The 23,728-nt window shown below is 32.5% G+C and carries 25 protein-coding genes and 1 pseudogene; 8 read left to right on the top strand and 18 right to left on the bottom strand.

Annotated elements, in window-relative coordinates; translation table 11 throughout:
* The first annotated feature begins 30 nt into the window (after positions 1-30).
* The gene (locus tag APR43_RS14510) at positions 31-1,185 is read left to right on the top strand and encodes an acyltransferase family protein (RefSeq protein WP_053472107.1); all 1,155 of its coding nucleotides are present in this window, start codon (positions 31-33) and stop codon (positions 1,183-1,185) included.
* A gap of 304 nt (positions 1,186-1,489) precedes the next feature.
* On the opposite strand, the gene APR43_RS14505 is transcribed toward APR43_RS14510, so the two are convergent.
* The 8 genes from APR43_RS14505 to APR43_RS14470 form a co-directional block, all read right to left on the bottom strand.
* Positions 1,490-2,338 carry an alpha/beta fold hydrolase gene (locus APR43_RS14505; protein ID WP_053472108.1) on the bottom strand — a complete coding sequence of 283 codons (849 nt, stop codon included), beginning with the start codon at positions 2,336-2,338 and terminating at the stop codon, positions 1,490-1,492.
* A 151-nt stretch (positions 2,339-2,489) separates the two neighbouring features.
* Positions 2,490-3,170 (bottom strand): metal-dependent hydrolase, encoded by a 681-nt coding sequence (locus APR43_RS14500; protein WP_053472109.1) that lies wholly within the window; start codon positions 3,168-3,170, stop codon positions 2,490-2,492.
* 83 nt (positions 3,171-3,253) lie between these two features.
* Entirely contained in the window at positions 3,254-4,000 is a 747-nt protein-coding gene (locus APR43_RS14495) for a DUF998 domain-containing protein (RefSeq protein WP_123924583.1), read from the bottom strand.
* A 16-nt stretch (positions 4,001-4,016) separates the two neighbouring features.
* The gene (locus tag APR43_RS14490; RefSeq protein WP_053472111.1) at positions 4,017-4,388 is read right to left on the bottom strand and encodes a hypothetical protein; all 372 of its coding nucleotides are present in this window, start codon (positions 4,386-4,388) and stop codon (positions 4,017-4,019) included.
* 49 nt (positions 4,389-4,437) lie between these two features.
* Positions 4,438-4,902 (bottom strand): DUF962 domain-containing protein, encoded by a 465-nt coding sequence (locus tag APR43_RS14485; RefSeq protein ID WP_053472112.1) that lies wholly within the window; start codon positions 4,900-4,902, stop codon positions 4,438-4,440.
* A 46-nt stretch (positions 4,903-4,948) separates the two neighbouring features.
* A complete protein-coding gene (locus APR43_RS14480; RefSeq protein WP_053472113.1) occupies positions 4,949-5,464 on the bottom strand; it encodes a DUF2199 domain-containing protein in 516 nt (171 codons plus the stop codon).
* Between the two features lie 34 nt (positions 5,465-5,498).
* Positions 5,499-6,728, bottom strand: a complete 1,230-nt coding sequence (locus APR43_RS14475; protein ID WP_053472114.1) for a DUF3754 domain-containing protein — start codon at positions 6,726-6,728, stop codon at positions 5,499-5,501.
* A gap of 398 nt (positions 6,729-7,126) precedes the next feature.
* A complete protein-coding gene (locus APR43_RS14470; RefSeq protein ID WP_053472115.1) occupies positions 7,127-7,354 on the bottom strand; it encodes a hypothetical protein in 228 nt (75 codons plus the stop codon).
* 95 nt (positions 7,355-7,449) lie between these two features.
* On the opposite strand from APR43_RS14470, the gene APR43_RS14465 reads away from it, so the two are divergent.
* Positions 7,450-7,842 (top strand): hypothetical protein, encoded by a 393-nt coding sequence (locus tag APR43_RS14465; RefSeq protein ID WP_053472116.1) that lies wholly within the window; start codon positions 7,450-7,452, stop codon positions 7,840-7,842.
* A gap of 248 nt (positions 7,843-8,090) precedes the next feature.
* Here APR43_RS14465 and APR43_RS14460 read toward each other — a convergent pair whose 3' ends face one another.
* Positions 8,091-8,558: a hypothetical protein gene (locus APR43_RS14460; RefSeq protein ID WP_053472117.1), complete on the bottom strand. Its 468-nt coding sequence runs from the start codon at positions 8,556-8,558 to the stop codon at positions 8,091-8,093.
* 277 nt (positions 8,559-8,835) lie between these two features.
* Between APR43_RS14460 and APR43_RS14455 the strand changes: the two genes are divergently transcribed.
* Positions 8,836-9,261: a hypothetical protein gene (locus tag APR43_RS14455; protein WP_053472118.1), complete on the top strand. Its 426-nt coding sequence runs from the start codon at positions 8,836-8,838 to the stop codon at positions 9,259-9,261.
* On the opposite strand, the gene APR43_RS14450 is transcribed toward APR43_RS14455, so the two are convergent.
* The 6 genes and pseudogenes from APR43_RS14450 to APR43_RS14425 form a co-directional block, all read right to left on the bottom strand.
* On the bottom strand, positions 9,248-9,808 hold the full coding sequence (locus tag APR43_RS14450; protein ID WP_123924582.1) for a hypothetical protein: 561 nt from the start codon (positions 9,806-9,808) through the stop codon (positions 9,248-9,250). The two genes, APR43_RS14455 and APR43_RS14450, sit on opposite strands and share 14 nt — an antisense overlap.
* Before the next feature lie 109 nt (positions 9,809-9,917).
* Positions 9,918-10,376 carry a hypothetical protein gene (locus tag APR43_RS14445; RefSeq protein ID WP_053472120.1) on the bottom strand — a complete coding sequence of 153 codons (459 nt, stop codon included), beginning with the start codon at positions 10,374-10,376 and terminating at the stop codon, positions 9,918-9,920.
* Between the two features lie 106 nt (positions 10,377-10,482).
* Positions 10,483-11,034 (bottom strand): annotated as a pseudogene (locus tag APR43_RS14440) (REP-associated tyrosine transposase).
* A gap of 129 nt (positions 11,035-11,163) precedes the next feature.
* Positions 11,164-12,975 (bottom strand): hypothetical protein, encoded by a 1,812-nt coding sequence (locus tag APR43_RS14435; RefSeq protein WP_053472121.1) that lies wholly within the window; start codon positions 12,973-12,975, stop codon positions 11,164-11,166.
* 224 nt (positions 12,976-13,199) lie between these two features.
* The gene (locus tag APR43_RS14430) at positions 13,200-13,913 is read right to left on the bottom strand and encodes a LytR/AlgR family response regulator transcription factor (protein ID WP_053472122.1); all 714 of its coding nucleotides are present in this window, start codon (positions 13,911-13,913) and stop codon (positions 13,200-13,202) included.
* Positions 13,886-14,818 carry a sensor histidine kinase gene (locus APR43_RS14425; RefSeq protein ID WP_235992098.1) on the bottom strand — a complete coding sequence of 311 codons (933 nt, stop codon included), beginning with the start codon at positions 14,816-14,818 and terminating at the stop codon, positions 13,886-13,888. Before APR43_RS14425 ends, APR43_RS14430 begins: the two co-directional genes overlap by 28 nt.
* Positions 14,819-15,309: 491 nt before the next feature.
* On the opposite strand from APR43_RS14425, the gene APR43_RS14415 reads away from it, so the two are divergent.
* From APR43_RS14415 to APR43_RS14400, 4 genes are all read left to right on the top strand, one after another.
* A complete protein-coding gene (locus tag APR43_RS14415) occupies positions 15,310-15,522 on the top strand; it encodes a hypothetical protein (protein ID WP_053472125.1) in 213 nt (70 codons plus the stop codon).
* A gap of 235 nt (positions 15,523-15,757) precedes the next feature.
* Positions 15,758-17,287 (top strand): SulP family inorganic anion transporter, encoded by a 1,530-nt coding sequence (locus APR43_RS14410; RefSeq protein WP_053472126.1) that lies wholly within the window; start codon positions 15,758-15,760, stop codon positions 17,285-17,287.
* Between the two features lie 481 nt (positions 17,288-17,768).
* Positions 17,769-18,677: a helix-turn-helix domain-containing protein gene (locus APR43_RS14405; protein ID WP_053470642.1), complete on the top strand. Its 909-nt coding sequence runs from the start codon at positions 17,769-17,771 to the stop codon at positions 18,675-18,677.
* Between the two features lie 91 nt (positions 18,678-18,768).
* Complete coding sequence (locus tag APR43_RS14400) at positions 18,769-19,608, top strand: oxidoreductase (RefSeq protein ID WP_053470641.1); 840 nt, start codon at positions 18,769-18,771, stop codon at positions 19,606-19,608.
* An 8-nt stretch (positions 19,609-19,616) separates the two neighbouring features.
* Here APR43_RS14400 and APR43_RS14395 read toward each other — a convergent pair whose 3' ends face one another.
* The gene (locus tag APR43_RS14395; protein WP_053470640.1) at positions 19,617-19,952 is read right to left on the bottom strand and encodes a winged helix-turn-helix transcriptional regulator; all 336 of its coding nucleotides are present in this window, start codon (positions 19,950-19,952) and stop codon (positions 19,617-19,619) included.
* Between the two features lie 120 nt (positions 19,953-20,072).
* Here APR43_RS14395 and APR43_RS14390 point away from each other — a divergent pair, with 120 nt between their 5' ends.
* Positions 20,073-20,453, top strand: a complete 381-nt coding sequence (locus APR43_RS14390; protein ID WP_053470639.1) for a DoxX family protein — start codon at positions 20,073-20,075, stop codon at positions 20,451-20,453.
* A 50-nt stretch (positions 20,454-20,503) separates the two neighbouring features.
* On the opposite strand, the gene APR43_RS14385 is transcribed toward APR43_RS14390, so the two are convergent.
* Complete coding sequence (locus APR43_RS14385; protein WP_053470638.1) at positions 20,504-21,706, bottom strand: ectonucleotide pyrophosphatase/phosphodiesterase; 1,203 nt, start codon at positions 21,704-21,706, stop codon at positions 20,504-20,506.
* Between the two features lie 321 nt (positions 21,707-22,027).
* Positions 22,028-23,656, bottom strand: coding sequence for a chaperonin GroEL (groL, locus tag APR43_RS14380; RefSeq protein WP_053470637.1), 1,629 nt, complete (start codon positions 23,654-23,656; stop codon positions 22,028-22,030).
* Positions 23,657-23,728 lie beyond the last annotated feature (72 nt).

Here is a 23,728-nt window from a genome sequence, read left to right as displayed (position 1 = left end):
TTGCCCTCAGTAACACTAAATCTATTTATTATGTCATCTGCATCAATCGCTTTGAATCAGGATTCTGGTTCGTCAAACAAATTAGTATACATAGATAATATTAAAATTTTATTGACAATATTAGTTGTGCTTCATCACACAGTTATTGCCTATAGTTCATCAGAAGGCTGGTATTATACAGAACAAACAGCCCTTATGGGAGCCCGTATTCCTATGACAATGTTTGTAAGCCTCAATCAGTCTTTTTTTATGGGATTTTTTTTCCTGCTGGCAGCGTACTTTACAAGTTCTTCTTATGCTAGAAAAGGAGCATCAAAATTTATTAAAGACCGTCTTTTACGATTAGGAATTCCCATAGTATTCTACTCCTTTATACTTTCCCCATTCATCAGCTATCTGGTATATTATTTTGCAAAAGGACATCACATTACTTATTTTAAATATTTAAGCGGATTTGACAGCTGGATCGATTTAGGGGTTACATGGTTTGTAGCTGCATTATTGCTTTTTACATTGATTTATGCAGGAGCAAAAAAAATATTTAAAGTTAGTTTCAAAAAACCTGTAGAAGTACCAAAAACCTGTACCATATTATGGTTTGCAGTACTACTGGGAATCATCAGTTTTTTAGTTAGAATTATTTTTCCTGTGGGATGGGTTCTGGAACCAGTCGGGTTTCAATTAGGACATTTTCCGCAGTATATCGCCTTATTTATTGTTGGATTACTGGCCGCCAAAAACAATTGGTTTGATAAACTCTCTGATAAAACGTACAGAGGTTTAAAAAGAGCAACACGGATATGTTTACTGCTTTTTCCAATATTTTTTATCATCAAATTTAATCTCAATACACCTTCTTCCTGGTTTTCCGGAGGTTTTCATTGGGAGGCATTATTATATGCCGTTTGGGAACAATGTATAGGCATTTCTATACTAACAACATTATTAATTAAAGGAAAAAAAAGATGGAATGAATCTTCTGTATTGTTAACTAAATTATCACGCAGCAGTTTTGCCGTCTATATTTTTCACCCATTAGTAATTGTTGGTTGTACGCTCGCAGTAAGAAACTGGGCAATTGAACCTGCAATAAAACTTTTGGTTACAGCACCATTAATAGTTATAGGCAGTTTTATATTCGGGTCACTTGTTTTATTAATTCCCGGAGTTAAGAAAATTATTTAATATAGTTATTCGTGTTTTTTAGAAAATAAAAAAACACGAATTCCAATAAATTTCAATTTCTTCCCCTGATTCCCGAGCATTTTTTTGAAACTTCGGAAATCTTTAAAAAAGAATTTCCGAAGTTATATTAACATGTAAAAGCTATGATTAACTTTAAGAAGAAGCTTAAATATCTTCTTAATTTTTAGAAGCTAATCCAGCCATCCACTGTATCTTTTGTGGTCTCGTAAAAAAACGAGACCACAAAAGGATGCCGTTTCTGTCTGGGCTAGGACACCTGTTTTCAAAAGAAATTTCCGGAAATCTATTTCGTGTTCTGTAAAAAATTATCGATGTAATTTACTACCAGTGGAATATTTTGATGCTGAGGAGCATGCCCTGTTTGCGGCAGAACAATTAACTGTGATGTTGGAAGCTGTTTGGTCAGCGGATACCAATTTTCTACAGCAAAACTCGTGTCGTGATCTCCGGAAATTATTAAAATAGGTGTTTTTGTCGTTTTTAATTTATCTCTAAAATTGTCTTTGTCTTCGGCAGCGCCTTCGCCTCCTGCAAAATACAATTGAAAAGTTTCCATAGTCGAAGGAATTTTAGAAACATCAATTCTTTGAGCAATTCGGTCGTGAGAAGCTTTTGCAGCCTTTCTGCTTTCTTCAGATTCTGGTTCGAAGAAAAGTATCACTTCATCTTCAAAATCATTTATTGGTTTTAAAGCATGATCCAGAAAAGATTGTTCCAGCGGAACAACTCTTTTTCCTATTGGGCCAGTTCCTAACAATATCGTATGTGTAGCCAATTCGGGATATTGGTGTGTTGCGGCTTGTGTAACTAATCCGCCATACGACCAGCCCATTAAAATGGCGCTTTTGATTTTTAAGAAGTCGGCAAGATCTTTTACATCTTTAGCAACTTCTTTAATATCTGTAGGAAGTGTTCCAGTTGAATAGCCAATTCCCGAATAATCAAAAGTAATAACCTGATGTTTTTCTGCAAGAAGATCCAAAAATAACGGATCCCAGGTATCTAGAGTTCCTCTAAAGCGGTTAATTAAAATAATTGGATTTCCCTCGCCAATTGATCTGTAAGCGATTGTTCGGCCGGAAAGTTCGGCAAACTGAGTTTCTGAATTTGCAGCGTTTATTTTTGTGCTCATTGCTTTAAGTTTTTGGTTAATAATGAATTACTAAACAATTTTAATGCCTTTGAAGATTTTATTTACAAATCAAACCTTTACAGGATTTAAGCCGTTATTTTGCTGTTTTTATTTCGCTAAAAAATAATGTTTTTACGAAATATAGAAAATATTATATCTCAATTGTGTCGCCAATTTTAGGTAAATAAAGATGGAGATTTGCGTTTTTAAAATCACTTAAAGCTTTTTCATGATCCATTTTAATGAAACCAAAAGTATCATAATGAACGCCTAAAATTTTATCAACTTCAACCAGTTTTGAAGCCTCAATTGCTTCTTCAACTCCCATTGTTAATCCGTCGCCAATTGGGAAAACGGCGAAATCAAGTTTAGTAAACTTCGGAATCAGTTTCATGTCTAAAGTCAACGCCGTATCGCCGCTGTAGTAGAAATTTCCATCAACGGTTGTGAGTACAAAACCAGTTGCAATTCCGCCATAAGTTCCATCCATAAAACTGCTCGGATGCTGTGCAATCACACATTTTACGGTTCCAAAATCAAAACTGAATTTTCCGCCCGGATTAATTGGATGTGCATTTTCGATTCCGTTTTTTAAGAGCCAGTTGTAGATTTCAAAATTCCCCAAAACCTTTGCTCCGGTGTTTTTTGCAATTCTTTCCACATCCAGAATATGATCGTAATGTGCATGCGAAATAAAAATATAATCGGCCTTTATTTCGTCGACGTTAATGTGTTTTGCCAATTCATTTGGCGTAATAAAAGGGTCGAAGAGAAGATGTTTTCCATTTGCAAAAACAGAAAAACAAGAATGTCCGTAATAAGTAAGTTTCATGATATATAGATTTTAGAATTGATAACAGTTAAGTTGATTAATATCCAAAAAATATACCAGCAGAATTTACCTTAAATATGCCATTATTCTTCGAATACTTTTTCGGTATCAACAGGATTGTTTTCCTGATATAATTTTTGACCAATTTTACCCTTATCACCTAATGCACGCCCTTTTATAAGCCATGCAGTTCCAAATGCAAAAAGAGCCAGCGCTTCAAGGGCCAGAGTAGAATAAGTAAAAAGTTTTAAACTCTCTGAAACAGGAACCAAAACAATAGAAATCAAAATAATATAACCACAGGTTCTGTAAATATTATTTTCGTTTAAAATGCTTTTAGGTGTTTCGATATATTTTTCCTGAGTAATTGTAAAAACATTAATCGCAAGCAAAGCCAATATCAAAAACAGCACCGCAGCAAAACCATAATGGAGCCAGCCGAGCCATTTCTCTGTTAATGGAATAATGGTATAGATTTTTTGTGAAATGCTTTCGGGATTTGTGGGAACCAGCGCCACACCAATTGCCATAATTCCCGCAATATTGGTCAGTAAATTATCATTTTTGAAAATTGATTTATTTCCGTGTCCTTTATACCGAATCAAAAATAAACCTACAGCACACAAAGTTCCGGTAAAAATTTCCCTTAAATTGGTATAGTAATAATCGCTGACAGAAGGCTGGATTTTGGTTTGAAAAAAAGGAATTAAAGAAAAACCAACCAAAAATACAGGCAGCAAAAATCCCAAATAACCAATTGCCCGTCTGATTCTTCGGTACGTGAAAATATCATAATTTTCAATCTTTATTTCTTTGGTATCTATTATCATAATTTGTAAACAAAAATCAATCAACTATTATTTTCAGCTCTGGTTTCATCAAATCCTGCCGGCCCACTCCATATCTGTTTTTAAATTCTAAAGGAGTTTCCGGCTGTCCCATATTTCCGTAAAATTTATTTACTTCCTGCTCTTTTATCAGCCTTTCCCATGTTTCATCGTCTATTGGTTTTTTTTGAAAAGAAGCTAGTTTTTCTGATTCCGGATAATGTTTTCTTTCAATATTTCTGTTAATTCTGATTTTTTGTTCAGATGTCAGCCTGGCTGCAATTTGTTTCCATATTTCACCAATAGGGTTTTTAATTGCTAGTTCAGTCAGATTTTGAATTTCTTCTTCACTTAAATTTTTAGGAAAATCATCCGGATTAAAATCTTTCATATAACAAAATTGAATTGTTTAGATCTTTACAATTGGAAATAAAAATAAATTACTTTCTCGAAAATAAATTCTCTACAACCCAGGCCGGACCAATTAATAAAAACTGAAGATCTTTTAAAAATGAAGGTTTTTTGCCTTCAATATTATGTCCGTAGAACTGCCCAATCCAGGCAATTACAAAAACACCAATAGAGAATGCCCATAACGGAAAAACCTGCCCGATATAATAATTAACAACTAAACAGATTCCTGAAAAAATGGCAATTTTTACGGCCATTGCAATCGAAAGTCTAATGTAGAAAATAAGGACAAATAGCAAAACCACAAAAGCCCAATTTTCAATAATTGGGGCATTTAGTTTTAAAGTATTCGCAATAATACCACTGGGAATACTCATCAATAATCCAACAATAGAAAAGTAAATTGCCGGAACGCAAATATAATGTATGGCTTTGTTTTTTGGGTTTTGGTGACTTACGGCATATTCTGCAAACCATTGATCAAGAGTTCTCATTTTTGTGGTTTTAAGGTTAGTTAACGTAAATCTAGTAAAATTTCTTTTAGGTTTTACCGTGCTGTATTTTCATAATTTCATCTACAATAAAAACGGCTTTTTGAAATGTTATTCCCTTTTTCTGATCAATTGTCAAAGGATGGTTTTCTTCGATCATTTTTATTTCCGGAATCAATCCTAATTCTTGCTCAATAGCAATAGTTTTTAATGAAATTGTTTTACCATAAGTTGGCACATCAGTCTGCATCCATCCAAAATATGGTTCCTGATTAACTCTATTTGAATCTTCCCATAAATCCATTCGCAGGCAAAAATTATCTTCGCTTATGGTTGTCCAAACATTAAAAACTAAATTTTCATGATAATCAATTATCGGAATGGTTAATCTGCCGCGATGAAAAAAATGTTCTTCATCGACATAACACCAACTGCCGCCATACTCAATTCGCTGTTCTCTTTCTTCGGGCGGAATTGCAAAATAGTAAGCCGGAAATTCATTCCCAAAACATAAAGGAATTTCGTCAAAAACTTCTCCGCAGCAAGAACATTTGTAGTGGTACATTTTCGTTTTTTATTAGATAAAAATAATGTAAAGTTTATTTCTGATTGTAATCAAAAACGTTATCCCATAATTCATCAATTGTAATAAGCGCCTTATTTAGCGGAATAACTTCCCATTTTCCGTTGGTTTCTATTCCTAAACCAATGCTTTTTAGTTTTAATAAAGCATCGTTTACATCAAAATCTAATTCGGTATTTAACTGAGAAGCAAACCACGATTCAATTTGAGAATCCAGTTCTTGCGCAGTCAGTGGATTTGGGCTTTTATTTAAAAAAGTATAAGCCAAAATAGTTTCTTTTAAGGCTTCTTCTTCAGATGAGTTTAAAAGAGAATAAAAAGCACCGCTGTTGTTCCCGACATTTTTAAAATACAAACTGTCTGAAAGCATTTTAGAATATCTGATTTTCTTGTTTATGAAATTATTGTATTGTCGAAAGCAGTAAGCAGATAAAATTCCTAAAGCAATTAAACCTTGATTTAAAGAAGTTTTGCTGTTTAGTAAATCGATAGTTTCTCCGGTTTCATAAGCATTGTACATATTTATTAAGGCCGGAATTACTTTGGCACTTAATAATGAAATACCTCCAAAAACTCCCGGAACCCAAAGTAACAGTTTGTCTTTTAAAGACATTTTTGGAATTGCATTTGGAAAAATCGTTTCAAGATCATTTTTAGGAACGCGTTTAAAAATCTTTAAAGCAATAGATCCCGGATCAATTGGCATTTTTCCCAACTTGACTTTCTTTTGGGTCAAATAATCGGCATCGCTGTAATTGAGGTAGATAAGAACACGGTCATAATATTCGATTTCAACTTCTTTTTTCCAGAAATAATATTTCTTAACCGTTTCTTTTGCTTTATGATGACCGCGAACATATAATTCGTAATCCTTAAAAGCATGAAAATCAATGGCAAGGTTTAAGCCTATTAAATCAGATTCTGTAAAAGCTTCTTTTAAAGTTTCCTGATCGATTCTGTAATAATTGCCGCGCTCTAAAACAGTACGCAGTGTTTCTTTAAAAACAGAAAAATCGCTTTTACCAATAAAAACTTCGCGTTCTTTTTCGCTCAAATCCGGATCATAAAGCGCGTAGTTTTGTTTTAAGTTTCGGTTAAGATTAAAAGATTCATAATGATAATAATGCTCGATAATATCGAATAACTTTTTAAAATCATCAACTTTTTGTTTGTCATCGGCGAAAGCTGCAATTTGCTGTTCGAGCAAAAATTCTTTATTAAACGGAATATAATGTTCTCGAGTCATATCGATTCAGGGCTTTAATTTGTTTTTTGGCGTGGAATCGCAAAGGTACAAAGGTTGTAAAAAATTCAACGATTGATTATTACTAAAAGATTTATAAAATTAGAATGCTTCGATATGCAGATTTACAGACGTTTTGCAGGTTTGGTTATTTTGATAAAAACAAAAGCCGCAAAGATATTTCTTTACGGCTTAGCTCCTTAGGGGAATACATTAGATTATGCGAGGATCAGCTGCATAACTAAATTGTTTATCTATTTCACGAATAGATGTTTGGCCCATTACATACACTTTGATATAGAAAATCCGGATTTTTCTAACTCTAAGCTTTTGTTTGCTTCTGGAGAAAAAAGCTGGACCGCTCTTTTTGGTAATATTGATCCAAATTGTTTAATGCATAATTATTTACTGCCTATTTCTTTTTTTAATCTATTGGCCTGACTCTCTCTCACGATCTTATATTCGTTGTCAAGCCTCTTATATTCTGCCTTTATTAGATCGCAAATAATGCCTGCACGATCCCCTCGAATTGATTTGCGAATGTAGTCGTAAGAAAAACCGTGTTTTTCTTTAATAATCTTTAACACATCTTGGTTGTAACTTGGCTTAGATTTTATATTTTTGCTCATTGCTTAATTTGTATTAAAAGTAAGACAAATATAGTAAGATATTTCTTAAGAATGAGTATAAATTAGATTATTTCTATAAATAAAAATGAAGCATTATGGCAGAAAATACTATAAACAGGATCAAACAGTATTTAGATTACAGAGGTATTAGAGTGGGTGCCTTTGAAAAAGTGGTGGGTATGTCTAACGGTTCTTTTGCGAGCCAGTTAAAACATAATAAAACGATAGGTGTAGATAAGTTAGAAAATATCTTAAAAAAATATACAGATATTGATATAGAATGGCTTTTAACCGGCGAGGGAGACATGATTAAACTGAATGTTTTGTGCGAAAAGGGAGAGGTTTATAAAAAAACAGAAAAGCTTAATGAACACGAAATTAACTACAAGGATCTGGCTGAAGCCAGAAAGGAAACAATTGAAAGTCTAAAAAAGATTATTCAGCATCAGGATGAACAGATTGCTGCTTTTAAACAAAACAATCAATAGCGTAAAGTACTAAAAAGAAAAAGTGAGATTTCTAATCGTTACCAGCGATACGAAATCTCACTTTCTTGTTCCAAAAAAATTGACAAAATTTACAAGTTTTCCTTTCGGAAGACTATATTCTAAAAGAAAAAATTATTCCCTGCAATTTTACCACTTATTAAAATTCTGGCAATACGTATTTATACCTGTTTTTAGGTTTTTTTTTTCAAGGTTCAAAGTTACAGAGGTTCAAAGGGACAAAGATTTCCTTAATTGAGGTCTGATTTTTTTAACTCGATTATCTGCTGAATGTATTGTATTAGGTTTTCTCTTTCTATCGAAAATTGAGCATTTTCACTTTCGGTGCGAAGGTATAAATCTGCAATAGTTTCGGCATCCATGTTTTTGTTTAGATAATGATCCTGTGCATATTGTATGAGATTTTCTAAAAAAAGTTCTTTTTGTCTTCCTTTTTCCAGCGTTTCTTCGTCGCCATTTTTTATTTTTTCAATTTCAGACTCCGGTAAATCAATAGTAAGGTACGTTATATCTACGGGAACTTTAGAAAGCATTTCGGGAGTAGTTTTTCCGGAACCATTGCAGTAGGCGCAGGGAGCAGGAACCCATTTTAATAGTTTGTTTAAACGCCTGATATCATCCCAATCAACAAAACCTTTCCCAAGACATCTGGGACATTGTAAATCTGATTTCTTAAATAGGAAATTAAAAATGGACATTTTCTAACAAATTATATTAACATTTCTTAGTACGCTAAGGTAATTATTTATGTAAGAAAATTATTTTGAATGTGTATTTTTTTTAAAGAATAAGATTTCCTTAATAAATTCATACTTTTTTGAACTTTTGAAATAACTGCTTTGTATGCAAAATCAAATTTTAAACATGGATATTAGATAACCCATAAGTAAAAAATGTAGAAAACTGTTTTGGGCTTAATGTTATAAATTTGAATAAACATTTTTATAGACTATAATATTAAAGTATACAATACAGATGGAAAACATACACACAACCAAAATCCAGAATTTTTTTAGAGTTCTATTAGGGCTTTTTATGATTACGGCAGCTATAGGGCATTTTACTTTTCAAAGAGCCGATTTTCAGGCACAAGTTCCAAATTGGGTTCCGCTTGACAAGGATCTTGTTGTAATTCTTTCCGGAGTTGTTGAAATAGCTTTAGGACTTAGTATGCTATTTCTAACAAAATATAAAGTATTCGTAGGGATTGCACTAGCGGTGTTTTATGTATTGGTTTTCCCAGGTAACATCGCCCAACATTTAAACCAAACTCCCGCCTTTGGACTCGACACAGATCAAGCGCGTTTAATAAGATTGTTTTTTCAGCCTGTTTTGATTTTCCTGGCTTTGTGGTCGACTGGGGCGATTAGTTATTTTAGAAAAGAAATTATTCAACAATAGAAATGCCGTATTTAATATTGCTGTCTGCAAATATTGATTTTAGCATATCGTACTTTTCATTGCAATATTCGCCAATGCTAAATCTTTTATCGCTCGATTTGTAGTTATTACAGCCAAAACAAATTTCGAGGTAAGCGACAATTCGATTATTTGAATCGAGAAACATAATAGCATTTCTTGGCATATAACACATCACTTCTGCATCTTCGTGAGGAAGTCTTGTATACGTGAAATTAAAAATAATATCAGATAATTTATTTATTTGCTCTGCACTCAATACAGCAGTTTCATTGTATAATTCAGATCTAAAAACATCTTTTCCCAATACAATTGAATTGATGTGTTTTATTAAACTTTGTCCGGGATATTCATCGGGTTTACCTTTAAAAGACAGGATTTTAATTTGCTGAGATTCAGAAAAAGGAAAACGGAGTAATCTTTCTTTTTCTGAAATATTTTTTGTTCTAATACATTTCCCATTATCATAAGTAGATTGCGAAAAAGAATTTTGAACCAGTAAAAGTATTAGAAACAAAAAATTCCTCATTTTTTTAAATGTTTTTAAAACGAAAATAAAACTTATAAATGTAATTTTTGAGGTTTTTGAAGAATTTAAAAACGGGTACAAAATAAGTTTTTCATCTTTGGCTTTACATTTATTGAAATTTTTCTAATTCTATTGCTTCGTCAAAATATGGTTTAAACTTATCAGACAGATTTTTATCTTTAAATTTTATTATAGTGTAAGAGCTATCAAAAGCAATGATTTCAATTGTAGAATTGGGAACTTGAAAGTTTCCATTTTTCCAAATCAGATCGTTTCCATCTGCAAAAGGGAGATTGTTTTCATCGAAAGATATTTGTTCGTTTTCTGAAAAACCAGATAGAACTCCCCAAATTAATTGTGTGTTAGAATTCAGGATCTCATTAAATTCCTTACTTGTTAAATCAAAAAAATCTTTTTCGTGATGTATTGGGAGTGTTTTATCTGATATAAATTGAAAGTCACTTATTAACCATTTAAAGGATTCTATTTCTGATAAAATTGGTTTTAATAATGCTTTTAAATCTGTGTGAAAGTCTAGTTTATCTGTGTGTTGAATTATCCAATTCATTCTTGAATACTTTTAAAATTAAGAAACTACTCAATTGTGGTACAAAGATAGACAAAGATAGTAGGCAAAGATAGCGCGGATTTGCAATCCGTGCCCGCAAAGAGAATTAAAATAAGTCTAAAACAATTACGTCTAAATCATTACTTAGTCCCGCATAATTTCTGGCTGAACTAAAAAATAATCCTCAGGAAGCGTAACAATTTTTGAATTGACAGAATTATTATGAATATAATTTACTTTTTGCTTAATAAACCAATTGCTTTCTACAACTTCTGCATGATAACCGTCTTGCCAAACCTTATATTTTTGTGCTCTTTTAAGATGTTCGCAGGCATTTTCAAAATGTTTTAAAAGTCATTCTCTCCGGCTTTCAGGTTCTTCAATTATAGTTTGGATAATTTTTTTCGAAGTGAATTTTTTAAAGTCGGATAATATCAGATAAAACAGTACCATTAACTGCCCTGCAAAGCATATGAATGTGACTTGACATTATACAATAACCATATATTTCTCGATTTTTGCTTTGCTGGCAATATTGCAATGCATTGACAATTACATAATTTTGATTTAATCGTGTAAAAATATCAACACATCCTATGGTTGTTATGGTTATAAAATAAGCATTTTCAGGAATAGTAGCTTTGTATTTAGTAGACATTTTTTGATTCAAAAACAGTAAAAAAAGCTACAATTTTTTACTTTATAGCCTTTTTTACTTGTGTCTTATTGTTGCGGGCACGGATTGCAAATCCGCGCTATCGGTTTTTTTAGAAAGTTTTTGTTACTATTAAGGTTTACAAATTATATGAACTCCAATCCCATTTTCTTGACAACTATTTATTAATCCGCTTAGCAACCATAATATTTGAATGACTTGATTTTTTTCTGGAAATGGAGTACCATTTTTTAATTTTGTTAAACGGTCTTGTAATGAATTTTTAGATATAAAATTCACAATTAAAAATATCTCTCTTTTTAAATTTGGATTTAAGAGCAGTTTTTTATATTCGATTATACCTTGAGTGATAGAAGAACCACTTCTTAATCTGTTTATTGCTGTTCTTGAAAGATCAATATTGAAATTTTGGGACCAAAGAATTGATTTTTTGTCTAATTCTTCATCAGATGGAATCATATTTCCAATATTTTTTAGTGCCTGGCCAACAATTTCATGAAAGCTACTTGCGGAAAAAAGTGTATCTCCATATTTAGCATGAATAAAATTTAAAGAATGATCTTGTATTGAAATATAATCGGCCCATTCATTTCCTAAATCATCTAAGAATGCGTAATCAGAAGTATTAGTTATTTCATTTTCAATAAAATTAAATATCGAATCTGGTGTAAACTGAGTTGAGGTGTTGCTGAAATTCCCCTTTTCGCTTGTAATATTATTTAGTAAATTATTTTCATCAAAAGCTTCAATAAAATTATCAATATAATTAATTAGTTTACTGTCCTTGAAAAGCTTTCTATTAGTATAAACTAAGCTTAAATCTTCAAAGTTTATTATATAATCATTATAATAATTAAAATAGCTCAATAAACTTGATTTTTTCCCGTTTTGAAATTGCAAAACAAGATTTTGCGTTTTTAAAGAAGATAAGGTTATTGATTTTTTATTAATATTTAAAACAAGATCATGAACAAAATTGTTTTTTAGATGAAAATTAATATTTAGGCCATAATAAACAGCTTCAATATCGAAAACATTCTTAAGTGCTTTTAAAATTTTTTTTAATGGAATTTGACGCGCTGGTAGATTTGGTATTAATAATTCGCATCCCTGTAATCTGCCTGATTCTATATCTTCATGTATTTTTCGAAGATTGAATAATAGAGAAATTGGTATTAATGTATCTCTAGTTGATTCATAATCTATCGCAGTTGCAAAAACATCTAGAAAGGAACTTATAGGATTGTGATTTTTTATTTTTTCTATAACTTCCATTGCCCATAATAATAACTCATCAATATACTTTTTTTCTCCAAACTTTGTAATTCGAGAAGTGTTAAAAGCAATTGATGTTTTTTCGTCTTCATTATTAACTCTTAAAGAGTTTAAAACATATCTTCCTGCTCCGTAAGGTGAAAATGATTTTTTTAAGTCTAAAGCTTCTATAGTTTTTCCTCTAATTGAATCCTGAACAATACTTGTATTATTAAGTGAAAACTTTTCTAATGAAGTATTTGAGTCTATGAAAATAGTATTTAAAATTGAATAATCAATTACTGTGAGACCATCGTATAATAATCTATCAATTCCTGAAATATTTCTTTTTGAAATGAATACATAATCTTTAAAATCAGCAATTAATAAATAAGCAAGTTTTTGTTCTCGCCATTTAGGAGAAATTTCTTCATCGATAATATTAGGTAAATATTCTAATTTAAAAATGCATATTGAATATTCGATATCTATTTTTCTAATAGTCTTACTTTTTTTTCTTTCATCTAAAAGATATTTTTTTCCTAATTTATCTTGAGAACATTTTGTGAAGATTTCATTAATATGTTTATGTGTTATAAATTTGGAAGGATCTTCTTTTTTATAGAAATAAGCATTTTCATTTAAAACAATGTGATCTAAAATAGCCATATCTTTTTGAATTATTTTTTTAATAAAATATTGATATCAAAAAACGTAATATATAAACACTTGATTTTACGGAAATCCATAATTTCAATAGATTTATTTCTAGACAATTATATCAATAAAAAACCACCTAATTTCAGGTAGTTTTACGTGATTTCCTAAAACAAAAAAGCCCAACCTAAAAAGTTGAGCTTTTCAAAAATTATCTAATTATCAAAATTGACAAATTATCTAATAGAAAGATTATCTATTAAAATTTGGTATTTTCTCCCAACAGGAATAACTTCACCATTAGACATAGTAAGGTTTTTAAACGTAACAGCAGAAATTTTGTTTACGTTTACAATAAAAGAGCGATGCACCTGAACAAAACTCGAACTATCAATTTCTGAGGCAATGCTTGAGAGCGAACCATAAACAATATGTGGTAAATTAAGTTTAGTGCAGTAAAGTTTCATATAATTTCCAAGACTTTCGATATAAATAATATCACAAAGCGGCATATCGATCGTTTGTCCGTTTAGGCGGTACGAAAGATTTTTTACGCTGGTATTACTTTCTTTTTTCAGACTGTTACCAGAAAAATAAGTTTTAGCTTTTTCGATTGCTTTCGCAAATTTATCAGGTGAAATAGGTTTTAGTAAATAATCGATCGCATCGTTTTGATAAGCCGAAAGCGCAAAATCAGAATAAGCTGTAGTAACAATTGTGAGCGGTCGGTTAGGCTGAAGTTCCATTAATTCGACACCCGAAATTACAGGCATATTAATGTCCAGAAAAATAATATCATATTGGTTGGCATTAAGTAGTTTTAGAGCTTCCATGCCACTAAAAGCACTTCCGGAATGTTCCAGTTCGTCAAACTTTGAAATATGCGAGGCAAGTGCTTTGTGCGCCGGCGATTCGTCGTCGACTATAAGACAGCGGTAGGTAAGTGCCATATACTTAATTTTACAACAAACATATTTTTCTCTTTTTCACAGCTTAAATTATGTCTTAAACGGTAAACTTCCAATCGTCTTTTTAAATTTTCAATTCCAATTCTGGTTCCCGAAAGCCGCGAGCCAGATTCGAGATAATTGTTCTTAATGGTAAAAGTCAAATTTCGTGATTTTACTTTTAAATCTAATTCAATAAAAGGCATTGGAGTTTCGGCAGAAAATTTAACCGCATTTTCTACCAAAGGTAAAAAGAATAAAGGCGGAATCTCAATTTCATCAAAATCACCTTCAAAATTCTGGGTAATATTCAAACGATCATTTCTAAAAGAATAATATTCAATGTATTTTTTAACGAAAGCAATTTCTTCTGCAACTAAAACATAATCCTTTTTAGTAGCTTCAATTTGATAACGCAGTAAATCTGAAAGATTCAGGATTCTGTCTGGAACTTTATCCGGTTCAGATAATGCTTCTCCGTAAAGATTATTCATGGCATTCAATAAAAAATGCGGATTGAGCTGTTGTTTTAAAAACGAAAGTTCAGACTTGAAATTCATAATATCCTTATCAGCATCCATGATTTTTTTTGTAATCACAACATGAATAAAATAGAAAAACATTCCGTTGATAAGAAGAGATAATATCTGCAGTGTTTTAAAATTTCCGAAACCAACTAAAGGGAAAAACCAATTAATGAAAAAGTAAAAAGAAGTCCAATACGTTAAAAACAGCAGAAAGAATATTTTGACCTTTTTTTTGAATAATAATCGTTTAATTATAAAAAGATTGAAAACAGTAATCCAGAGAATGCAAGGAAAATATCCTATTGCAATTTTAGTGATCATATAACAAAAATCATGACCGGCTAAACGAAGTTCATCATACACACAGGCAAAAATTACCATAAGTATGAAGGTATGCACGATGAGGTTCCTGAGAAAGAAGTTTTGGTAAATTTTGAGGATTTTCATGAAGGCAAAAATAGTGTAATATTATAGTTCATAGCTATTTGTGAATACTATTTTATACAAACGCCATTCGTATAAATGATACGCCGTTAGTATAAATATTCTATTATAATAGGTAACTCTAAAGTATTTTTGACTTCGAATTTAATTATCCTCCAAAACTAAAAAAGACATGGATTTTATTTTGTCACAGCATTTTTTATTTAAAATGGAATTTAAAAACCGTAGAATTTCCTTAAGTACAAAATCAAATACTGAAAGCTTTTACTTAAATTTAAACACCTCAAATTTAAAAGGCGTTTATGAGCTGAATCAGTCGGAATTTAAATCCGTCGCTGCCTACGATTATTGCTTTACGCAAGAATTAGAACATCTTATATCTTTTTCAACGAAATTAATCCCACAGTTTAAAAATTAAATTAATAATTATGGTTGTTGAAATTTTTAAAACAAACGTCTGTAAAGAATCAGACAAAAACTATGTAACCGCCGTTATCCAGACTCAGTTTCCGGATTATAAAATCAATTTTGACCTTGAAGACTGCGACAAAATACTGCGTGTAGAAGGCGTAGAATTGCATTGCGATAATATTATCGATTACGTTAATTGTCTCGGTTATACCTGTATTCGTTTAGATTAACATTTTATTAAACAAAACAGGTAGAAATACGCAGCTAAATGTATCAGTTTATAGATAGTTTTGCGTAATATTTCATTCTAAAAATTAAACAAATAAAATGATAAGTTTTATACTTTCGGTTTTCGTTTTTCTTTTAAAACAGTTTTGTTAGTATAAACTGTTTGGTTTATTCTTAATACTTTTCAGTTAGAGAAGGTTAATTCTATTTGGGCATTATTTTCTACATTTGTGCCTTATGAAAAAAGCTTTCCAACTCTTCGATTTTACCCAAAAGGTCAATTATAAAAATGAAATTTTAGCTGGATTTACAGTCGCTATGACAATGATTCCAGAATCTTTGTCGTTTGCTATTTTGGCCGGATTTCCACCTTTGGTTGGCTTATACGCCGCTTTTATTGCCGGATTAGTGACAGCTGTTTTTGGCGGAAGGCCCGGAATGATTTCGGGCGGAGCGGGAGCAACAGTAATCGTTTTGATTGCTTTAATGAAATCTCACGGAATCGAATATGTTTTTGCAGCCGTCGCACTTGGCGGTGTCGTGCAAATTTGTATTGGGCTTTTTAAACTCGGAAAATTTATTCGTTTAGTGCCTCAGCCCGTAATGTTTGGTTTCGTAAACGGTTTGGCGGTTGTTATTTTTATGTCGCAGTTAGAACAATTTAAAACTGTAATTAACGGGCAGGTTTCCTGGCTTCAGGGAACACCTTTGTATATTATGCTTGGTTTGGTTGCGCTTACGGTTGCGATTGTTTTGGTTTTTCCTAAAATCACAAAAACAGTTCCGGCATCTTTGGTTGCCATTATGATTGTTTTTGCTTTGGTAATTGTATTTAATATTGAAACCAAAACGGTTGAAGATATAGCATCGGTTCAAGGCGGATTTCCTCCATTTCATATTCCGAATATTCCTGTTTCTTTTGAAACTTTAAAAATAATATTTCCGTATTCTGTTATTGTAGCAGCCGTTGGTTTAACCGAAGGTTTGCTTACGCTGAATTTAGTTGACGAAATTACCGGAACGCGCGGAAACAGTAATCGTGAATGTATTGCACAAGGAAGTTCGAATATTTTAAATGGTTTTTTCTACGGAATGGGAGGCTGCCCAATGATTGCACAGACTTTGGTAAATCTTGGTGCAGGTTCAAGAGCAAGACTTTCGGGGATTATTGCGTCTTTGACGATTTTAATAATCATACTTTTTGGAGCGCCTGTAATTGGAAAATTACCAATGGCGGCTTTAGTCGGCGTTATGATGATGGTGGCGATTACGACTTTTGAATGGGCAAGTTTCAGGATTATCAACAAAATGCCAAAACATGATATTTTCGTCGGAATTCTGGTTGCTTTAATTACAATTGTATTGCACAATCTGGCTTTGGCAGTTTTAATTGGCGTGATTATTTCGGCTTTGGTTTTTGCCTGGGAAAGTGCCAAAAGAATTCGTGCCAGACATTTTATCGATGAAAACGGAGTAAAACATTATGAAATTTACGGCCCGTTATTCTTCGGTTCTATAACTGCTTTTTTAGAAAAATTTGATGCACAAAATGATCCAAATCATGTAATTATAGATTTTAAAGAAAGCCGTGTTTCTGATATGTCGGCGATTGAAGCTTTGAATAATCTGACCAAAAAATACAATCAGGAAAATAAAACCATAGAATTACAACATTTAAGTCTAGACTGCAGGCAATTACTTAAAAATGCCGATGCCGTTATTAATGTCAATGTAATTGAAGATCCTACGTACAAAGTAGTGTCTTAATAATGGTGAATTGTGAATTATTAATTGTGAATTAATTTATACGTCCCAATTTTCTGTAGAGACGCACTGCAGTACGTCTCACGCAACGTAACCACAATGTTTGATATACGAAACGTAGACGCACTGTTGTGCGCCTCTACAGATATGCATTGTGTAAATCATTATCTAATTATCAAAAATTATCTAAAGATTGTCAGGCTGAGCGAAGTCGAAGCCCACGTGCTAATTGGAACGCCGTTCGACTTCGCTCAGGGTGACACTCGGTTCGTTATATAATAATTATGAAAGATGGCAATTCAAACATTCCAATTTTCTGTAGAGACGCACAGCAGTGCGTCTCACACAACGTAACCACAATATTTGATATACGAAACATAGACGCACTGCTGTGCGCCTCTACCAATATGCGTTATGTTAAACCATTATCTCATTTTCTAATTATTAAATTATCTAATTTGTTTGATTTTCGTAACTTTGCAAAATGAAACTGACAGAAACCTTAGAAGATTTTTACACAATAAAAGTAAACGGAATGCCCGAGAATCTTAAAAAAGAAATCGGACATTTTAATGTTTTTAAATTGGATGATTTTGTTGGAAGTATCTGTAAACCATTTCCCTATACTCGGAAAGACTTTTATAAAATCAGTTTAATCATCGGAAAAAACAAAGTGCATTATGCCGATAAGATTTCGGTTATAGAAGATCAGGCTTTGTTTTTTGCCAATCCGCAAATTCCGTATAATTGGGAACAGGTTGATGAAAATCAAACCGGATTTTTCTGCATTTTTACCGACGCTTTTTTTAGTCAATATGGAAATTTAAAAGAATACCCTTTATTCCAACCGGGCGGAAATCCGATTGTTCCGATTTCTATGGAATTGGCCGAATCTTTAAAAACGGTTTATTTAAGAATGTTTGACGAAATCAATTCTGATTATGCATTTAAATATGATGTGCTCCGAAATTTGGTTTTCGAAATTATTCATCTTGCGCTTAAAACGCAGACTGTAACTACTTCATTATATAGCAAATCAAATGCTACGATTCGAATTTCTTCTTTGTTTCTGGAATTATTAGAACGCCAGTTTCCGATTGAATCGATTACGCAGCAAGTTAATTTTCGCTCGCCTTCTGAATATGCAAGTCAGTTAAATGTACATGTGAATCATTTGAATAAAGCATTAAAAGAAACTACCGGAAAAACAACATCGCAGATAATTTCAGAGAGAATTGTTCAGGAAGCGATGATTCTGCTCAAACAAACCAATTGGAATATTAATGAAATTGCATGGTGTTTAGGGTTCGAAGAATTGTCTCATTTTATCAATTTCTTCAAAAAAAATGTTCAGGTTTCACCTAAAAACTATCGTTTGACCGAAATTGTTTGATTTTTGTAACTTCTTGCTTGATTACTTTAATTTTCCAGAAGTACTTCGCTTATACCTTTGTCCTGTAATTAAAACGTAAAAATTTAAAATCATGGGACATAACAAAGTTTGGTTTATCACAGGTGCTTCAAAAGGACTTGGATTAGAATTAGCTAAAAAATTATTAGCAGAAGGTTTCAAAGTTGCTGCAACATCAAGAAGTCAGGAAGCTTTAGTGAAAGTATTAGGAAATCCATCAGAAAATTTTCTTCCTCTGGAAATGGATTTAGTTAATGAGAAAAGCGTTAAAAATGCAATTGAATTAGCTGTCAGCCATTTTAAAACAATCGATGTTTTAGTAAACAATGCAGGTTATGGTTTATTAGGAACATTAGAAGAATTAACTGATGCAGAATCAAGAAAAAATTACGAAGTAAATGTTTTCGGATTACTGAATGTGATCAGAAATACAATGCCGTATATGCGTGCTGCGAGATCTGGACATATTTTTAATATTTCTTCTGTTGGTGGTTATTACGGAGAATTTCCGGGATGGGGAATTTACTGTTCTACAAAATTTGCCGTTGCTGGTTTAACAGAATCGTTATCTGCAGAAATTAAGCCTTTTGGAGTTCACGCTACTATCGTTTATCCGGGCTATTTTAGAACAGATTTCTTAAAAGACAGTTCTTTATTATTGCCGGAAAATCCAATTGCAGAATACAAAAACGTTAGAGAATCTGAAAGCGCTCACAAAGACGATATCAACGGAAATCAGCCTGGAGATCCTGTAAAATTAGCAGAAGCATTAATTAAAGCAAGTCAGGACCAAAACCCACCGTTACATTTGTTTTTAGGAGAGGATGCCTACAATATGGCAAATCAAAAAATAGCAAGTGTTCAAAGTGAATTGGAACAATGGAAACCAATTTCTGTTTCAACCGGTTTTTAAAAAAGGTTTTAGCCCAGCATTTTTTGTCGGTGTAAAAGCCCCCAATAATGCAATTCGTTTAGAACATTTTCTAAAGATTTTCCATGCTCTGTAATAGAGTATTCAATAGTTGGCGGGAAAGTATCGTAAACTGTCCTTTTTATCAGTTGATTGCTTTCGAGGCTTTTCAGCTCTTTGGATAAGGTTTTATCAGTTATTCCGGTAACAGCTTTAGATATTTCGTTGAAACGTTTATTTTCTGCCGAAAGAGAAAACAGGATTAGCAATTTCCATCTTCCTTCCAATGCTTCTAAAGCATCTTTGATTGAAAGTGCAGTTTTTGGACATCCGCCTTTAATTAGCATTTTAGTTTATTTTATAATTATACCACTTTCACTTTGGATAGCACTTTCCAAAGTGGAAGTACTGTAAATAAGGAAGTAAATATAAATATTTTTGAGATCTTAATTTATAATTTATCTCAAATGGAAAAACAACCACATTCGAAAACAGTTCTTATTATGCTATGGACATCACAGATTATTTTATCTGTATGTTTTATTTGGGGAGCATCAATGAAATTATTTCTTTCAATAAAAGAATTATCTATGATGTGGCCTTGGGCAGGTGAGGTTCATGTTGCATTGGTAAAAGGAACGGGAATAATTGATTTATTAGCGGGAATAGGAATTATAGTTCCGTCATTTATTCAAAAATCCAGACTTGTATGGTTAACGGCTATTGGAATAATTGTTCTTATGTTTAGTGCCGGTATTTTTCATATCTGCAGAGGAGAAGCTTCTCAAATAGGTATTAATATTTTTCTTGCTATTTTGGCAGCTTTTGTTGTCTGGGGAAGAAAATAAACAAAAAAGCCTCATAGAAATTCTATGAGGCTTTTTTGTTTTAATTATAATTAATTTTTCAGCATGTTTTTTACTTCAATGAATTTTCCGTCAATTTCGCCAATCTGCAAGCCTAAAATATGGGCGATTAAAGGATAAACAGAAACATTTTGAAATGTTGGGACAATTTTGTCTACTTTAAAAGCTGGGCCTTTGGCATAAAAAATAGCATGCATATCTTTTTCGTCATTATCATAACCATGTGTACCGCCATTTATGTGTGTACTTTCCTTACCAACTAAACTCCATCCTTTATCTGCTTCAATAACAAAATCGTGAACTCGCGGATTTGTTCCATAATGTAATCTCTTCGGAACTTCTGTTGATTTCCAAAACTTGATATGTGGAACTTTTTTTAGAGCGTTTGCAATCGAATCCTGAAAACCCGATTTTGCCTGAAGGCTCATAATTGGATTAATTACATCTTTGTAACCCAGCCATTCCGGTTTTAGATAATCCAGAACAGCTACCTTTTTATCATTGCTGATATCGGCCATTCCGTGATCTGAAACAATAATTAAATTGATTTGTTTTCCGATGGCTAATTGATCTAGTTTTTTAGACAATTCTCCCATAATAGAATCCATTTTGATAACCATTTTTTTGTTTTCAGGAGAAAGCGGACCAAAATTATGTCCTGTATGATCTGGTTCGTCAAAGTATAAAGTTACCAAATGCGGACGTTGTTTCTCTGGGAGCTGTAACCATTTTAAAACGGTATCGATTCTTGCTCCATACGGAATTTTATTATCGTAATTTTTATAATAACTTGGATTTCTTTTGTCAATATCAGATCCCGGCCAAAAGAATGACGCCGCTTTTACACCTTGCTGCTCAGCCACATTCCAAATTGGATTTCCACCATAAAAACGAGAATCATTTTTTGCTTTGCTTGACAATGAAAACGATTCGTTTAGTGATGCATCATAAAAAACATTATTAATAATTCCGTGATGATCGGGATAAAGTCCCGTTACAATCGAATAATGATTAGGGAAAGTTTTACTTGGATAAGAAGGTTTCATTGATTTTGCATGAACGCCTTCTTTTGCGATCTGCTTTAAATTTTGAAGATTAAATTGTTTTTGATAATCCCAGCGAAATCCATCCATAGAGACTAAAACTACATAAGCGTCTTTACTAGATTGGGCTTGTAAAACAAAAGAAAGTAAAAGGAAAATTAAAGATAGAAGTGAGGTAAAATGCTTTTTCATTATTGAATTTTATTGAATTCACAAATTTACCTATAACAGACTTTAAGAGCAAAAACAGAATGTTAAACAATCATAAAATAAAAAGGTTTGCCACGAATTTGCTTCGCCTGTTCGCTATCGCTCGAGTCACAAATTTCCACGAATTATTTTTTTAGCCACAGATTAAAGGATTAAAAAAGATTATAATCTGTGAAAATCCTTTTAATCTGTGGCAAACTCTTTTACGCAAACATTCGTGAAAATTTGTGTAATTTGTGGCAAACAAAAACAAAAAAAACGCCAGACATTCATCTGGCGTTTTAAGTTTTAAGAAAAGAACGATTACATCATTCCCGGCATACCGCCGCCCATTGGCATTCCGCCAGCGCTTTCTTCTTTAATATCAATTAATGCACATTCTGTAGTTAAGATCATTCCAGAAACAGATGCAGCATTTTCAAGAGCCACACGAGTTACTTTTTTAGGATCGATAATTCCAGCTGTAAGCATATCTACATATTCGTCAGTTTTAGCGTTGTATCCAAAATCACCTGAACCTTCAGAAACTTTAGCAACAACAACAGATCCTTCAAGACCTGCATTTTCAACAATAGTTCTTAATGGAGATTCAACTGCACGAGAAACAATCTGGATTCCAGTTGCTTCGTCAGCGTTATCCGCTTTAAGGTCTGCTAATGCAGCTTTTGCTCTTAATAAAGCAACACCACCACCAGCAACAATTCCTTCTTCAACAGCAGCACGAGTTGCGTGTAATGCATCGTCTACTCTGTCTTTTTTCTCTTTCATTTCAACTTCAGAAGCTGCACCTACATAAAGAACTGCAACACCTCCGGCTAATTTAGCCAAACGCTCTTGTAATTTTTCTTTATCATAATCAGATGTTGTAGTTTCCATCTGACCTTTAATTTGGTTTACACGGTTTTTGATGATATCTGCTTCACCAGCACCACTTACGATAGTTGTATTGTCTTTATCGATAGAAACTCTTTTTGCGTTTCCTAACATTTCGATAGTTGTATTTTCAAGTGTATAACCTCTTTCTTCAGAAATTACAGTTCCACCAGTTAAGATTGCGATATCTTCTAACATTGCTTTTCTTCTGTCTCCAAAACCAGGAGCTTTTACAGCAGCAATTTTAAGAGCACCTCTTAATTTGTTTACTACTAAAGTAGAAAGAGCTTCTCCGTCAACATCTTCAGCGATAATCAATAATGGTTTTCCTGATTGTGCAACTGGCTCTAAAACTGGTAAAAGTTCTTTTAAAGAAGATACTTTTTTATCGTATAATAAGATGTATGGAGAGTCTAATTCAACTTCCATTTTCTCTGGGTTTGTTACGAAATAAGGAGAAAGGTATCCTCTGTCAAACTGCATTCCTTCAACAACATCAACAAAAGTATCCGTTCCTTTTGCTTCTTCAACAGTAATAACTCCTTCTTTTCCAACTTTTGCAAAAGCTGTAGCGATTAATTCACCAATAACTTCGTCGTTATTTGCAGAGATAGAAGCAATTTGTTTGATTTTGTCAGAATCGCTTCCAACAACTTTAGCTTGTTTTGCTAGGTCAGCAACGATAGCTTCAACTGCTTTGTCGATACCGCGTTTCAAATCCATTGGATTTGCACCTGCAGCAACGTTTTTAAGACCTTCTTTTACGATTGCCTGAGCTAAAACTGTAGCAGTTGTAGTTCCGTCACCCGCTAAATCATTGGTTTTAGAAGCAACTTCTTTAACCATTTGCGCGCCCATGTTTTCTAATGGATCTTTTAATTCGATTTCTTTTGCAACCGAAACACCATCTTTAGTAACAGTTGGTCCACCAAATGATTTTCCAATAATTACATTACGACCTTTTGGTCCAAGCGTTACTTTTACAGCATTTGCTAATGCATCAACACCACGTTTTAATCCGTCACGTGCTTCAATATCAAATTTTATATCTTTTGCCATTTTTTAAATTTTTGTTTAAAGTTTGATTTGTTTCAAGTTGTTTTAGTCTTATAAACTTATAACTTGATACAT

The organism is Flavobacterium sp. NLM, from assembly GCF_002210235.1.
In the GTDB taxonomy this organism is placed as follows: Bacteria; Bacteroidota; Bacteroidia; order Flavobacteriales; family Flavobacteriaceae; genus Flavobacterium; species Flavobacterium panici.
Note: the sequence above shows the minus strand (reverse complement) of the source record. Positions and strands in the feature narration are given on the sequence as shown.